The sequence below is a fragment of the Amycolatopsis granulosa genome, assembly GCF_011758745.1.
GTDB classification, from domain to species: domain Bacteria; phylum Actinomycetota; class Actinomycetes; order Mycobacteriales; family Pseudonocardiaceae; genus Amycolatopsis_E; species Amycolatopsis_E granulosa.
Genome location: NZ_JAANOV010000001.1, coordinates 3,601,116 through 3,614,797, shown reverse-complemented (window position 1 = coordinate 3,614,797; position 13,682 = coordinate 3,601,116). Strand labels below are relative to the sequence as shown.

The following is a 13,682-nucleotide window of genomic DNA, read 5'->3' as shown; positions in this document are numbered from 1 at the left end:
CGTCGGCCGAGATTGATCCGTCCACAGGACGGCGATACCGCCGAATGGTGTAATCGAACTACAGAACCTGAGCGGCGGATCGGACGAAAAATGGAGCCAAACGCCACCTCCGGCGAAGGCGTGTCCGGCCTGTCCGTCGATCAGGAACAAGTGATCGACCTGGCACTGTCGGCCGATCGCGCCGTGATCTGGAGCTACGACCTCGAGGCGGAGGTGCTCGCCTGGCAGCCCGGCCTCGACCGGCTGCTGGCCGTGCCCGGAGCGCCCGAGTCCGAGGTCCGCGCCCGGCTCGCCGAGCTGGTCGAGCCGTTGCTGCTGGCCGCCCGCACCGCACCGGTGTGGCACGACCTGGAGCTCGAGCAGCCGTACCTGACCCCGGCGGGGGACTCACGCTGGATGCAGCTGCGGGCACGCAGCCATGCGGGCGGGATGTTCGGCATCGCCACCGATGTCACCGACCGGCACGAGGACCGCCGCGAACTGGCCGACCTCGCCGACCGCTACCGCCTGCTGGTCGAGCTGAGCCCGGACGCGATCGTGGTGCACCAGTACGGCGTGCTCACCTACGCGAACCCGGCCGCGGTCCGGTTCATCGGGGCACAGACCGCCTCCGAGATGCTGGGCAGCCCGATCACGCGGTTCGTGGACCCGCCGTCCGTGCCGTCGATACTGCGCCGGATCGCCGGGCTGAACGAGCCGGGGGCCACCTCGGAGCCGGCGGAGGCCGTGCTGACCAGGCTGAACGGCGAACGCTTCACGGTCGAGTCGGTGTCGGTGCGCACCACCTGGGAGGGCAAGCCGGCCTTCCAGGTGATCATGCGGGACATCAGCGCGCAGCGGGCCGCCGAGGCCGCGCTGCGCTACCAGGCCGCCCTCGTCCAGCACGTCAGCGACGCGATCATCGCCACCGACGCGCATGGGCTGGTGACCAGCTGGAACCCGGCCGCCGAGGCCATTTACGGCCGCCCCGCCGACGAGGCCCTCGGCCAGGCGGTCGGCCGCCTGGTCGGGGCGCCACTGGACCCGGGTGAGGTGCTCGCGCACGGCGGGGTCGCGCAGGCCACGCACCGAGCGGCCGACGGGTCGGCGCTCGCGGTGCGGGTCTCGGCAGCCGAGATGGACGACGGCTATGTGCTGGTGTGCGCCGATGAGACGGCCCGCCGCCGGGCGGAACGCCAGTACAGCACGGTGGTGGCCGCGCTGGACGAGGGAGTGCTGGTGATCGGGCCGGACGGCCGGATCATGTCGGCGAACCCGGCGGCCCAGCACATCCTCGGGATCAGCGAGGCGCAGCTGGTGTCCACGCGACCGGACAGGTGGCCGCTCTACGACGAGGACGGCCGCCGCCTCGACCCGTCGGAGTACCCCTCCGCACAGCTGCGCCGCGGCAGCGGGCCGCAGCAGGGGCGGGTGATGCGCACCAAGCGCGCGGACGGCCGGATCGTCTGGCTGTCCCTGTCGTGCCGGGCGATGAACCCGGAGGACATGGCGTCCTCGGCGTTCGTCGTGTCGTTCACCGACATCACCGAGCGCAGGGCGATCGGCGAGCGGCTCGCGCACGACGCCACCCACGACCCGCTGACCGGCCTGGCCAACCGCACGCTCGTCCTGCAACGGCTCACCGCGGCACTGCGGGAGAAGGGCTACGGCACCACCGCGGTGCTGTTCATCGACCTGGACAAGTTCAAGGTCATCAACGACTCGCTGGGCCACACGGTCGGCGACCGGGTGCTGCAGATCGTCGGGGAGCGGCTGCGGCACGCGGTGCGCGCGGGGGACGTGGTGGGCCGGCTCGGCGGTGACGAGTTCGTGGTGATCGCGTTCGGGGTGCACGACGAGTCCGGGGTGCGGGCGCTGACCCACCACATCCGGGACGCGGTGACCACCCCGATCTCGGTCGACGGGCGGCGGCTGCACGTCGACGCGAGCATCGGCATCGTGATGACCGGTCCGGGCGACCAGCGCGACGCCGACGAGCTGCTGCGGGACGCGGACGTGGCGATGTACCACGCGAAGACGCTGGGCCGGGGCCGCTACGAGTTCTTCGACGTCGAGCTGCGCATGCGGATGCAGCGGCGGCTGCGCCTGGAACAGGACCTGCGTGACGCCGTCCGGCACGGCCGGCTGTGGGCGGCCTACCAGCCGGTGGTCGACCTGCGCACCGACGAGGTGGTGGCGGTCGAGGGCCTGCTGCGGTGGACGCACCCGGTGCACGGGCCGATCTCGCCCGCCGAGTTCATCCCCCTCGCCGAGGAGAGCGACCTGATCAACCTGCTCGGCTCGCACATCTTGCGGGAGACGACGCGGGAGGTCGCGCGCCGCCGGGCGGGTGGCGTCAAGGTCGCCCTGAAGATCAATCTGTCGACCCGTCAGCTCGACGATCCGGCACTGGTCCTGGCGGTCGAGGAGGCGCTGGCGGTGACCGGCCTGCCGGCGGACGCGCTGTGCCTGGAGATCACCGAGAGCGCGTTGATGCGGGATTCGACGGTCACCAGCAAGACCCTGGCCGCGCTGCGGGAGATCGGGGTCTGCCTGGCGATCGACGACTTCGGCACCGGTTACTCCTCGCTCGCGCAGCTACAGCGGCTGACGCTGGACACGCTGAAGATCGACCGATCGTTCATCACCGGTCTGGGTGAGAGCGGGGACGCGGAGGTGATCGTGACCAGCATCATCGCCATGGCCCACGCCGTGCACCTCACCGTGGTCGCCGAGGGCGTGGAGAACGCCAAGCAGCTGGACATCCTCAAGCGGCTCGGCTGCGACCAGGCCCAGGGCTACTACCTGGGCAAGCCGCTGCCGGCCGGCGAGCTGTGGTCCTGATCCCCGGTGCGGCTGCCGCGGAAGGTGTACCGGTAGCCGCTTGGTGAGACGCCGAGCGCGGCCTGCAGGTGCTGACGCAGCGAGCCGGCGCTGCCGAACCCGGCCTCCTCGGCGACCCGCTCGATCGGCAGGTCGGTCTCCTCCAGCAGCTGACGGGCGCGTTCGACGCGCTGCTGGGTCAGCCACTGCCCCGGCGAGAGGCCGACCTCCTCGCGGAACCGGCGGGTGAAGGTGCGCACGCTCATGGACTCGCGGGCGGCCAGCTGCCGCAGCGTCACCGGCCGGTGCAGGTTCGCCAGTGCCCAGGCGCGGGCCGCACCGGTCGAGGACGTCGCCGGCTGCGGAACCGGCCGCGGGATGTACTGGGCCTGGCCGCCCTCGCGGTGCGGCGCGACGATCGTGCCGCGCGCGACGTCGTTGGCGACCGCGGCACCGTGGTCGCGGCGGATCATGTGCAGGCACAGGTCGATACCGGAGGCGACCCCGGCCGAGGTGAGGACGTTGCCGGACTCGGTGTAGAGCACGTTCGGGTCGACCTGCACGCGCGGGTAGAGGGTGCGCAGGTCGTGGGCGGACCGCCAGTGCGTCGTGGCCGGGCGGCCGTCGAGCAGCCCGGCGGCGGCCAGCACGAACGCGCCGCTGCAGTTCGACGCGATCCGGGTGCCCGGCCGGATGGCGGCGAAGGCGTCCGCGAGCGGCCCCCGCAGCGGCCCGCCGGGCTGCGGGCCGTAGTCCGCGTCGGAGGAGGTGACGATGATCGTGTCGGCCTCGGCGAGGGCATCGAGACCGTGGTCGACGTTGATGGTGAAGTCGGCGTCGGTGCGCACCACCCCCGGGTACAGCGTGCAGGTGCGGACCTCGTACAGCGTCCGGCCGCCGTCCCTGGCCTGCCCGAACAGGCGGTGCACGATCCCCAGCTCGATCGGCAGCAGGCCGTCGCGGACCAGCACCGCGACCCGGTGGCGGCCGTCGTCGGAGAAAACCGTCATGGCCCGATCCTGACACACACTGTCCACCGGGCCACTCGTGGCGATGCTCCCGCGGGCGGACCCTGGAGCCATGAACGTGTTGTGGATCTTCGCCCACCCGGAAGGACGCTCGCTCAACGCCGCACTGCGGGACGAGGGCCTCGCGGCCCTGGCGGAGCTCGGCCACTCCTGCCAGGTCTCCGACCTGTACGCGATGAAGTGGAACCCGGTCGTCGACTACGACGACTTCGGGCACGACCCGCGCGAGCGGATGCGGGTCGCCGCCGCGTCGCAGGAGGCGTACCAGTCCGGCCGGCTGCCCGCGGACATCCAGGCCGAGCAGGAGAAACTCGCCTGGGCGGACGCGGTCGTGGTGCAGTTCCCGCTGTGGTGGTACGGGATGCCGGCCATCCTCAAGGGCTGGTTCGACCGGGTGCTCGTCAAGGGCCTGGGCTACGGCATCAGCGCGGACGACGGCACCGTGCTGCGCTACGGCGACGGCCGGCTCACCGGCAAGCGGGCGATGGTGGTGACCACGGTCGGCGCGCGCCCGTCCAGCATCGGCCCGCGCGGTGTCAACGGGGACCTCGACGACCTGCTGTTCCCGTTGCACCACGGCGCGTTCTGGTACACCGGCATGGCGCCGCTGCCGCCGTACCCCGTGTTCAGCGCCGACCGTCTGGACGAGGCGGGGTACGCCGCGGCCGTCGACGGGCTGCGGGACCGGCTCCGCACGCTGCCGACCGCGGAGCCGATCCCGTTCCGCCACCAGAACGGCGGCGACTACGACGAAAACCTGGTGCTACGCGCCGATCTCGCGCCGGGCCGGTCGGACCTGCGCGTGCACCTGCGCGACTGAGACGATCATGAGCAGCGCGCTCACCACGGCGGGCGACCGGAACCCGAACCCGGCCTCGATCGCGAGCCCGCCGAGCGCGGGGCCGAGCGTGTTGCCGACGTTGAACGCGGCCGTGGTGAAACCGCCGGCGAGCGCGTTGCCCGGCGCCTGGTAGAAGACGCGCGAGGTCAGCGCGGGCGCGAGCCCGAAGGCCAGCATTCCCTGCACGAACACCAGGACCAGCGTGACCACCGCGCTGGACGCGCACACCGCGAGCACGGCCCAGCCCACGGCCAGTGCGGTGGTGCCGGCGAGCAGAACGGTGCGTGGCCGGGCGTCGGCGACGCGGCCGCCGAACACGATGCCGGCGCACGCACCGGTGCCGAACAGCACCAGCGAGCCCGGCACCCACGCGCCCGGCAGCCCCGTCACCTCCGTGACCAGCGGCGCGAGGTAGGTGAACGAGGCGAAGGTGGCGCCCTGGACGAGCGCGTTGGTGGCGTAGGTGAGCAGCAGCGGGCAGCGCAGCAACGGGCGGACGGCGGTCGCTGTGGTGTCCGGTTTGGACACCGGGATGGTGCGCACGACGGCGAGCGTGGCCGCGACGGCCAGTGCGGCCACGGCCCAGAACGCGGAGCGCCAGCCCCACGCCTGGCCGAGCACGGCACCGCCGGGCACGCCCGCCACGCAGGCGAGGGTGACGCCGCCCATGAGGACGGACATCGCCCGGCCCTTGGCGTCCGTCGCGACGAGTCCGACGGCGACCGTGGTGGCCAGCGCCCAGAACCCGGCGTTGGCCACTGCCGCGACGATCCGCGTGCCGAGCAGGACGGCATAGCTGGCGGTGAGCGCGCCGAGCACGTGCGCGGCGGCGAAGACCACCAGGAACGCGGTGACGGCGCGGCGTTGCGACCAGCGCCGGGCGAGGATCGCGAGCAGCGGCGCGCCGACGATCATCCCGATCGCGAACGCCGAGGTCAGGTACCCGGCGTCGGCGATCGAGACCCCGAGGTCGGCGGCGATGTCCGGGACCAGGCCGGACAGCATGAACTCCGAGGTGCTCTGGGCGAAGACGGCGAGCCCGAGCAAGTACACGGCAAAGGGCATGACAAAGCTCCCGAGTCGGAAAACAGAAGTAGCGGGGTGATCCGCTAGCTTCTGTCCGACTCGGGGCTGCTCACGTGCGCAGGGTACGTGCCCGCGGGCGCGGTGATCGACTCATTTTCCGGTGAACCGGCGCAGGTCCTCGATCTCGGCGGTGAGGTCCGGCAGGGGCGCGAAGGGCTGCACGTCGATGCGGTCCCCGGCACGGGTCCAGGTGCCGGCGACACGGCCGTCGACGAGGACGGCCGCCTTGATGATGCCGCCGCCGGGGTGGACGAGTTTCCGGTGTTCCGGGGCCACCGCGTGGTCGCGGGTGCGCCAGCCGAGCAGGTACTCGTCGAAGGCGGGGAGCAGGCGCACCACCGGCCCGGCCTCCCTGGTGTCTGCTGTGGAGGGTTGCCAGGCGGTTCTCAGCGGGGCGAGCGGCAGTCCCGACCAGGCGGCGAGATCCGCCGGCCCGGCCGGTTCGTGGGCTGCCCGGTACCGGGCGACGAGGCGTTCGAGCGCCCCGTCGCGCGGCCGGGTCGGCAGCGGTGCGCCCAGCCAGTCGGCGGCGTGCACGTAGGTCGGTTTGCCCGCCCGCTCCGGCCCGAGCACGACGAGCCCTTCGGCGGCCGCGAGCATCGCCAGGTGGACGATCGCCTGCCCCCCGGCACCGAGCCGTTCGCCGAGTTCGGCCTTGGTGAGCGGGCCCTGCCCGGCGAGGGCGGTGGCCGCCCTGGCCGGCTCCGCCCGGTCCACGCCGAGTTGCCGGAGCCTGCGGAGCGAGTGGGCGGGGTTCGGTTTGACCAGCGGGTACAGCCAGTCCAGGTCGTCGCGGGCCACGAGGTGCAGGGTGCCGCGCGGCCCCCAGCAGCGGACGAGATCGCCTTGGCGGCGCGCGGTTTCCAGTTCGGCGGCGGTCGCGCCGGGGACCCGGGCGCGCAGCGCGAGCGGGACGGCGGCCGGGTCCTGCGCCTGCACGGCCAGGAGGTGACGCACGGCGCCGACGAGGCCGAGGGTGTGCGTCCGGTCGAGGAGCTGAGCGGCGACCCGCCGGCGCCGTGCGTCCATGCGAGCAGGCTACCGGCGCCGCCGCTCGGCGTTGTCGAACTTCCGCACCGCGAACTCGTACGCCTCGTCCAGCAGTTTCCGGGCGGCGGGCCAGGTGCGGTCGGGGTTGATCACGCAGACCCAGTGCTGCCCGGCGTAGACGGGGTGCGGGAACAGCACGTCCAGAGCGGTCACGTCGTAGTCCCCAGGCGGCACGATCTCGCCGAACCGGTCACGCGTCAGGGCGATGTTGAGCCGGAAGACCCCGGGCCGGTCGAGGTTCGAGGCGTTGTCGAACTTGGTGTCCGCGGTGACGATGGTCGCCCACGGCATCTGCCGTTGGGGTGGCAGATCACCCTTGGGGTCGTACAGGGCGAAGGAGGCCCCGTTCGCCTCGGCGAGCCGGGTACCGGGAAAGGCGGCCAGTTCCTGTCGAATGTCTTCGAGATCCACTGAACCAAGGAAGCACGATACGGATGATCGATGTGCGGCACAAGTGATCTACTTCACAGAAGTTTCTGGTGTGGACCGACCAGCTGGTGGGCCTGCTCGGCGCCCAGCGCGGGTTCGGTGTGCACGACCGCAGCGGTCAGCCGCGGGACGCGCCAGGTCAGCCTGCGCTCGACCTGGTGCGCGAGGTGGTGCGCCGCGGTGACGCTCAGCGCCGGGTCCACGGCGACGGACAGTTCGGCGCGAAGGCTGTGCCCGATCCAGCGCATCCGGACCTCACCCGCGGCCCGTACCCCGTCCACCTCGCCGGCGACGCGCTCGACCAGGTCGACCGTGGCGGGGTCGACCGCGTCCAGCAACCGCCGGAACACCTCCTTCGCCAGGTTGCGCAGCACCAGCAGGATCACGGCGGTGATGACGAGCCCGACGATCGGGTCGGCCATCGGGAACCCGAGCGCGACGCCGGCCGCGCCGAGCACCACCGCCAGCGAGGTGAACCCGTCGGTGCGGGCGTGCAGCCCGTCCGCGATCAGGGCTGCCGAGCCGATGCGGCGGCCGACCGTGATGCGCCACCGGGCGACCAGCTCGTTGCCGAGGAACCCGATCACACCGGCCACGGCGACCACCCACAACCCGGTGACCGGCCGCGGGTCGGCGAGGCGCCGGACGGCCTCGAAGCCGGCCAGCACCGCCGACGCGGCGATGATCAGCACGACGAGCACCCCGGCGAGGTCCTCGGCCCGGCCGAGCCCGTAGGTGAACCGGCGGCTCGCGGCACGGCGGCCGAGTGCGAAGGCGACACCGACCGGGAGCGCGGTGAGTGCGTCCGCGAAGTTGTGGATGGTGTCGCCGAGCAACGCGACCGAGCCGGTGAACAGCACGACCACCGCCTGCGCGACGGCGGTGCCGAACAGCGCCAGGAACGACCGGACGAGCGTGCGCATGCCACGCTGGCTGGTTTCCAGCGCGTTGTCGAACCGGTCGGCGCTGTCGTGGCTGTGCGGCGTGAACCGGTGGCGCAGCCGCGCCCACGGCGATCGGTGACCGTGCCCGTGCTCACCCACGGGCCGATGCTCGCACGCTGGGGGATCGCTGTCGATCGCCCGGTTGCGGCACGATGGGCTCCGCCGGCTTCCGCGGGACGCCCCAGCCGGGTGCGACCCCGGAACCCCGGGCCGGACCGCGGGCCAGGAACCCTCGGGGCCGCACGGTCGTCGTACTGCCATGAGGATCGGTGAACTCGCCCGGCGGAGCGGGGTCAGTGTCCGCGCGTTGCGCCACTACGAAGCCGAGGGCCTGCTGGTCCCGGGCCGGTCCGGCAACGGCTACCGGGATTACGGCGAGGACGCCGAGGAGCTGGTCCGCCAGATCCGCGAGCTGATCGAGTCCGGGCTGCCCACGCGGCTCATCCGGGAGGTGCTGCCCACCGCGGACTCGGCGCTGTGCCCGCCCATGGTGGAACAGGTAGCCGGGTACCGCGACCAGCTCAACCGGCGGATCGAGTGCCTCACTCGCACGCGTGACGCGCTGAACACCTACCTCGCTGCGGTGCACGCTTGACCCTCACGCCTGCGTGAGGGTCCTAGCGTCGAAGCCGTGAGAGCTTTGCTGCAGACATCGTTCGACGGTCCCCAGGACCTGCAGGTGTCCGAGGTGCCCGTGCCGTCACCGGGGCCCGGCGAGCTGCTGGTCCGTGTCACCGCGGCGGGGGTGAATTTCGCCGACGTGATGCAGACCCGCGGCACCTACGAAGGCGGTCCGACACCGCCCTACGTCGCCGGGTTCGAAGCGGCCGGCGAGGTCGTCGCGCGGGGCCCGGGAGCCGGCGGCCCCGAACCAGGCACGCACGTCATCGGCGCCGGGTCAGGGGCGTTCGCCGAGTACGTGGTGATGCCCGCCGCCGCGGCCGCGCCGGTCCCGGACGGTTGGACCGGCGAGCAGGCGCTCGGCCTGGTCTTGAACTGGGCGACCGCACTGGCGGCGCTGCGGCCGCTCGGACGCCTCGCCGCCGGGGAGACAGTGCTGGTCCACGCCGCCGCTGGCGCTGTCGGGCAGGCCGCGGTGCGGATGGCGAAGCACTACGGCGCCACCGTGATCGCGACCGCCTCACCGGCCAAGCACGAGGCGGTGCGAGCGCTGGGCGCGGACCACGTGCTCGACTACCACGGCGACGTCGCCGCCGAGCTGCAGCGCCTGGGCGGGGCCGACCTGGTGCTGGAGTCGATCGGCGGCGCGACCTTCCGGGACAGCCTCGCCGCGGCGAAGCGGATCACCGGCCGGGTCGTGGTCTTCGGCATGGCGGCCGGAGAGGCGGCGATCACCAACCGGGACCTGAACTTCGCCCACCCGGTGCAGGTGATGGGCCTGCACATCGGCGTGCTGAGCGAAGCCGCGCCCCGGATGTTCGACGAGCTGCTGCGCGAGCTGGCCGCGCTGCGCGCCGCCGGGGTGTACCCGCCGGGACAACCGACGGTGCACGACCTCGCCGAGGGACCGAAGGTGCTCGCCGCAGTGGAATCACGAGCCACCGTGGGCAAGCAGGCGCTGCGCCCCTGATTCATGGCGCCGCGGTCCTGGCCGCGTGCTCGTGTCCCTCCGGATGCGAGCATCGCGAGGCGCCTGCCGACGGTAGGCCCCTTGCCCCACCGGCCGCGGCGGGTAGGTGGAGGCGGCCGTCCTGGACTTCGGCGATCTGGTCGACGGCCGTCAGGTGACTGCGGTCGTGGGTGACCAGAACGGTGGCGGTGGCCTGCTGGTGGGTGAGTCGGGTGATCACGTCGATGACGGCGGCGCCTCGTTCGTGATCGAGGGCGCTGGTGGGCTCATCGACCAGGAGGACGGTGGGGTCGTTCATCAGGGCCCGGGCGATGTTGACGCGCTGGCGCTGGCCGCCGGAGAGCTGATGGGGCCGCCGGTGGCCGTGGTCGGCCATGCCGACGGCCTCGAGCAGTTCCATGGCCCGGGTGCGGGCCGTGCGAGGCTTGCGGCCGTTGATCTGGGCCATGACCTGAAGCTGTTCGGCGGCGGTGAGGGAGGGCAGCAGGTTGGGCTGCTGGAAGACGATGCCGATCTTCCGGCGGCGAAGGTCGGTGAGGTCTGCGCGGGTCAGGCCGGTGGTGGTGTGGCCGTCGATGGTCACGGTGCCGGTGTCGGGGGTGATCAGGGTGGCGGCGACAGCGAGGAGGCTGGACTTGCCGGAGCCGGAGGGGCCGACGACCGCGGTCAGGGTGCCCTTCGGCACTCGCAGGGTGACCTGGTCCAGGGCAGTGAGGCGGTTCTCGCCGTCGGGGTAGGTGAGGGTGACGTCGGTCAGGTTGAGGCTCATCGGGTGCTCCCGAGGGCGGTCAGCGGGTCGACGGAGGTGATGCGGCGGATGGACATGGCGGCACCGAGCGCGCCGAGCGCGATCATCACGACGGCCGGGATCAGGACGGTGGCGGGGGTGAGGAGGAACGGCACGGCCGACCCGGCCACGAGCGCGCCCAGCCCTGCGGCGATGCCGATGCCGGTGAGGGTGCCGCCGGTCAGCAGGATCACCGCTTGCCCGAGGGCGTCCTTGAGGAGGTTGGCGGTGGAGGCGCCCAGTGCTTTGAGGACGGCGACATCGCCACTGCGCTGGATGGTCCACACGGTGAAGAAGGCGCCGATGACCAGGGCGGAGATCGCGAACAGGAAGCCCCGCATGAGCTGCAGGGAGCCATTTTCGGAGGTGTAGGAGCCGATCGCGGACAGGGAGTCGTCCTTGACGACCGTTTCGGTGGCCGCGGCCGCGTCGGCGGCGCCGAGGTCGGAGCTGGAGGTGGTGGTCAGGGCGATGACGGTCGCGGACACCCCGTCGGTCTTGCCGGTGGGGGGCGCGATCTTCTGCCAGGCGTGCAGGCTGGTCCAGATGACCGGGGTGTGGCTGAAGAAGGCGTCCCCGCTCACGGCGGCGACGGTCAGCTTCTGCCCGGCGAGGGTGAAGGTGTCGCCGGTCGTCACGCCGAGGTCGTCGGCGGCGGTGGTGGACAGGACCGCTGCCTGGTCGTCGAGCTTGTTGCCGTCGGGGGCGAGCGCGGATCCGGGCTGCACGCCGAAGGCCGAAACGCCGGTGCTCTTGTTGCCGGCGCTGGCCTTGGTGGTGGTGATGCCCAGCGGTTCGGCGCTCCTCACGCCGGGTGTCTTGGCCCACTGCTGCCACTGACTGTCGGTGACGGTGGAGGTGGAGTACGACAGTTTCTCGCCCTCGCCGGGCGCGGCGAAGGCGATCTTGTCCGCGGGCAGGCCGGTGATCGCGGAGATGTTCTGCTCCCGCAGACCGGCCGTCAGCCCGGACAACAGCCCGACCAGCAGGGTGATCAACACGATCACGGTTCCCATCAGGGCGAAGCGCCCCTTGGCGAACTTCAGGTCTCTCCAGGCGACGAACACGGCTTGGGCCTGCCTTTTCACGGATTGTCACGGGACGGAAGCGGGATGACTCCCATCGTCGCCGGCAGGCCCCGCCCGGGCATCTGGCCCAGGGCAGCACTTGCCGCACCGAAAGGCGGCACGCCGGTTGTAACTTTCGGTAGAGGTCCGACCGAGTGCTTCTCCCTAGGCTGGAGGGATCGTGAACACCACTCCCCCCGCCCTGACCCCGACCACCCGCGCTCTGGCCTGGTGCCTGCACTTGCTGGTCGTCGGCTTGCTCGCACTGGCCGCCGGCCGGGCCATCGCCGACCACCGACCGCAAGCCGGGCTGATCGCCGCGACGGCTGTGGCGTGCGCCGTGCTCTCGGCCGCCGGTCCTGTGCTGCCCCGCGTGCGCGGGTCGCGGCGGGCAGCAGCGGTGTGGCTGGCCGCCGTGGGCGCCTTCTGGCTGGTGCTGCTGGCCCTGTCCGCCGACGCGGTGTGGGTGGCGTTTCCGCTGTACTTCCTTCAGCTTCACCTGCTGTCCCGCCGCGCCGGACTGGCGGCGGTGGCGGTCACGGCGGTGGTGGCCGTCGCCGGCTACGCCACGCACCAGGGTTCCTTCAGCGCGGCCATGGCGCTGGGGCCGGCCCTCGGCGCCGCCGTAGCGGTCGCGGTGGTGTGGGGTTATCAGGCCCTGTACCGGGAGAGCGAGCAGCGCAGGCGCCTGATCGAAGAGCTCACCGCCACCCGTGCCGATCTGGCCGGCGCCCAGCACGCCGCCGGGGTGCTGGCCGAACGTGAACGCCTGGCCCGCGAGATCCATGACACCCTCGCCCAGGGCCTTTCCAGCATCCAGCTGCTGCTGCTCGCTGCCGCACGCGCCCTGCCGCGGAAACCGGAGAACGCCGCCCGCTACGTCGACCAGGCACGGCAGGCCGCGGTGGACAACCTCGCCGAGGCTCGCCGTTTCGTCGCCGCCCTCGCCCCGCCGGCGCTGGAGGGCACCACCCTTGCCGGCGCCCTGGAGCGCTTGTGCACTACCACCAGCACCCGGCACCGGCTCACCGCACGCTTCCACCTCACCGGTGAGCCGGTACCGCTTGCCACCGCGCACGAGGTCGCGCTGCTACGCGTCGCCCAGTCCGCGCTGGCCAACGCCGTCCGCCACGCCGAAGCTGCTACCGCCGAAGTCACCCTGAGCTACCTCGGCGACCACGTCGCCGTGGACATCGTCGACGACGGACGTGGCTTCGACCCGGACCAGCTTCCCGCCACGGACCCCGAGGCCGGCGGATTCGGGCTGGCCGCCATGCGCGCCCGGGTGCACGCCCTCGGCGGCATCCTCACCGTCGAATCCGCCCCCGGCCACGGCACCGCGCTGGCCGCCCAGCTCCCCGTGACCCCCGTTCCCGAGAACCAGCCCGAGGCCCACCCGTGACCGATACCCCGATCCGCCTGCTCCTGGCCGACGACCACCCCGTCGTACGGGCAGGGCTGCGCGCCGTACTGGAAACCGAAGACGGCATCACCGTGGTGGCCGAGGTCGCCACCGCCGAGGAGGCCATCACCCGCGCCGCCCAAGGCGACATCGACGTCGTCCTCATGGACCTCCAGTTCGGTAAGGGCCTGAACGGTGCAGCGGCCACCGCCGCCATCACCGCACGTCCGCAAGCCCCCCGTGTGCTGATCGTCACCACCTACGACACCGATGCCGACACGGTCCCCGCCATCGAAGCCGGGGCCACCGGCTACCTCCTCAAGGACGCCCCACCCGAAGACCTGGCCGCTGCCGTGCGCACCGCCGCCAGGGGCCGCACCACGCTGGCGCCCACGGTCGCGGACCGGCTGATCAACCGGCTGCGCACGCCAGGCACCGCCCTGACCCGGCGCGAGACCGAAGTGCTCACCCTGGTCGCCGACGGCCTGTCCAACCAGGCCATCGGCGAGCGCCTGCACCTGACCGAAGGCACCGTCAAATCCCACTTGGCGCGCATCTACGCCAAACTCGACGTCGAGTCGCGCACCGCCGCCGTCGCCGCCGCCACCGGCCTCGGCCTCATCCGCCGCTGATCCGTGGGCGCCGACGACAGTGC

The 13,682-nt window shown here is 72.4% G+C and carries 13 protein-coding genes; 6 read left to right on the top strand and 7 right to left on the bottom strand.

From position 1 onward, the window contains the following. Nucleotides 1-90: 90 nt before the first annotated feature. The gene (locus FHX45_RS17715) at nucleotides 91-2,823 is read left to right on the top strand and encodes a sensor domain-containing protein (protein WP_167102967.1); all 2,733 of its coding nucleotides are present in this window, start codon (nucleotides 91-93) and stop codon (nucleotides 2,821-2,823) included. Here FHX45_RS17715 and FHX45_RS17710 read toward each other — a convergent pair. After that, a complete protein-coding gene (locus tag FHX45_RS17710) occupies nucleotides 2,781-3,812 on the bottom strand; it encodes a GlxA family transcriptional regulator (protein WP_208405981.1) in 1,032 nt (343 codons plus the stop codon). The two genes, FHX45_RS17715 and FHX45_RS17710, sit on opposite strands and share 43 nt — an antisense overlap. Before the next feature lie 70 nt (nucleotides 3,813-3,882). Here FHX45_RS17710 and FHX45_RS17705 point away from each other — a divergent pair, with 70 nt between their 5' ends. After that, complete coding sequence (locus FHX45_RS17705) at nucleotides 3,883-4,650, top strand: NAD(P)H-dependent oxidoreductase (RefSeq protein WP_167102961.1); 768 nt, start codon at nucleotides 3,883-3,885, stop codon at nucleotides 4,648-4,650. On the opposite strand, the gene FHX45_RS17700 is transcribed toward FHX45_RS17705, so the two are convergent. From FHX45_RS17700 to FHX45_RS17685, 4 genes are all read right to left on the bottom strand, one after another. Beyond that, nucleotides 4,594-5,736, bottom strand: coding sequence for a Cmx/CmrA family chloramphenicol efflux MFS transporter (locus FHX45_RS17700; protein WP_167102958.1), 1,143 nt, complete (start codon nucleotides 5,734-5,736; stop codon nucleotides 4,594-4,596). The genes FHX45_RS17705 and FHX45_RS17700 overlap by 57 nt on opposite strands. Before the next feature lie 111 nt (nucleotides 5,737-5,847). Next, nucleotides 5,848-6,786, bottom strand: coding sequence for a winged helix DNA-binding domain-containing protein (locus tag FHX45_RS17695; protein WP_167102955.1), 939 nt, complete (start codon nucleotides 6,784-6,786; stop codon nucleotides 5,848-5,850). Nucleotides 6,787-6,795: 9 nt separating this feature from the next. Next, nucleotides 6,796-7,218, bottom strand: a complete 423-nt coding sequence (locus tag FHX45_RS17690; protein WP_167102952.1) for a DUF6194 family protein — start codon at nucleotides 7,216-7,218, stop codon at nucleotides 6,796-6,798. 53 nt (nucleotides 7,219-7,271) lie between these two features. After that, nucleotides 7,272-8,279 (bottom strand): cation diffusion facilitator family transporter, encoded by a 1,008-nt coding sequence (locus tag FHX45_RS17685; RefSeq protein ID WP_341771508.1) that lies wholly within the window; start codon nucleotides 8,277-8,279, stop codon nucleotides 7,272-7,274. Between the two features lie 160 nt (nucleotides 8,280-8,439). Between FHX45_RS17685 and FHX45_RS17680 the strand changes: the two genes are divergently transcribed. Both FHX45_RS17680 and FHX45_RS17675 read left to right on the top strand, forming a co-directional pair. Beyond that, entirely contained in the window at nucleotides 8,440-8,775 is a 336-nt protein-coding gene (locus FHX45_RS17680) for a MerR family transcriptional regulator (RefSeq protein ID WP_167102949.1), read from the top strand. A 36-nt stretch (nucleotides 8,776-8,811) separates the two neighbouring features. After that, nucleotides 8,812-9,771 (top strand): zinc-binding dehydrogenase, encoded by a 960-nt coding sequence (locus FHX45_RS17675; protein WP_167102946.1) that lies wholly within the window; start codon nucleotides 8,812-8,814, stop codon nucleotides 9,769-9,771. A gap of 1 nt (nucleotide 9,772) precedes the next feature. Here FHX45_RS17675 and FHX45_RS17670 read toward each other — a convergent pair whose 3' ends face one another. Together FHX45_RS17670 and FHX45_RS17665 are read right to left on the bottom strand one after the other, a co-directional pair. Continuing rightward, complete coding sequence (locus tag FHX45_RS17670) at nucleotides 9,773-10,540, bottom strand: ABC transporter ATP-binding protein (protein WP_167102943.1); 768 nt, start codon at nucleotides 10,538-10,540, stop codon at nucleotides 9,773-9,775. Beyond that, nucleotides 10,537-11,625 carry an ABC transporter permease gene (locus tag FHX45_RS17665; protein WP_167109132.1) on the bottom strand — a complete coding sequence of 363 codons (1,089 nt, stop codon included), beginning with the start codon at nucleotides 11,623-11,625 and terminating at the stop codon, nucleotides 10,537-10,539. The genes FHX45_RS17670 and FHX45_RS17665 overlap by 4 nt, the downstream gene beginning before the upstream one ends. A gap of 181 nt (nucleotides 11,626-11,806) precedes the next feature. On the opposite strand from FHX45_RS17665, the gene FHX45_RS17660 reads away from it, so the two are divergent. Next, nucleotides 11,807-13,027, top strand: coding sequence for a histidine kinase (locus FHX45_RS17660; protein WP_167102940.1), 1,221 nt, complete (start codon nucleotides 11,807-11,809; stop codon nucleotides 13,025-13,027). Next, the gene (locus FHX45_RS17655) at nucleotides 13,024-13,659 is read left to right on the top strand and encodes a response regulator (RefSeq protein WP_167102937.1); all 636 of its coding nucleotides are present in this window, start codon (nucleotides 13,024-13,026) and stop codon (nucleotides 13,657-13,659) included. Before FHX45_RS17660 ends, FHX45_RS17655 begins: the two co-directional genes overlap by 4 nt. Nucleotides 13,660-13,682 lie beyond the last annotated feature (23 nt).

What these genes read in the sequence shown, in the direction of transcription:
- FHX45_RS17715 (WP_167102967.1), top strand. Translation starts at nt 91, where the DNA reads ATGGAGCCAAACGCCACCTCCGGCGAAGGCGTGTCCGGCCTGTCCGTC.
- FHX45_RS17710 (WP_208405981.1), bottom strand. Translation starts at nt 3,812, where the DNA reads ATGACGGTTTTCTCCGACGACGGCCGCCACCGGGTCGCGGTGCTGGTC.
- FHX45_RS17705 (WP_167102961.1), top strand. Translation starts at nt 3,883, where the DNA reads ATGAACGTGTTGTGGATCTTCGCCCACCCGGAAGGACGCTCGCTCAAC.
- FHX45_RS17700 (WP_167102958.1), bottom strand. Translation starts at nt 5,736, where the DNA reads ATGCCCTTTGCCGTGTACTTGCTCGGGCTCGCCGTCTTCGCCCAGAGC.
- FHX45_RS17695 (WP_167102955.1), bottom strand. Translation starts at nt 6,786, where the DNA reads ATGGACGCACGGCGCCGGCGGGTCGCCGCTCAGCTCCTCGACCGGACG.
- FHX45_RS17680 (WP_167102949.1), top strand. Translation starts at nt 8,440, where the DNA reads ATGAGGATCGGTGAACTCGCCCGGCGGAGCGGGGTCAGTGTCCGCGCG.
- FHX45_RS17670 (WP_167102943.1), bottom strand. Translation starts at nt 10,540, where the DNA reads ATGAGCCTCAACCTGACCGACGTCACCCTCACCTACCCCGACGGCGAG.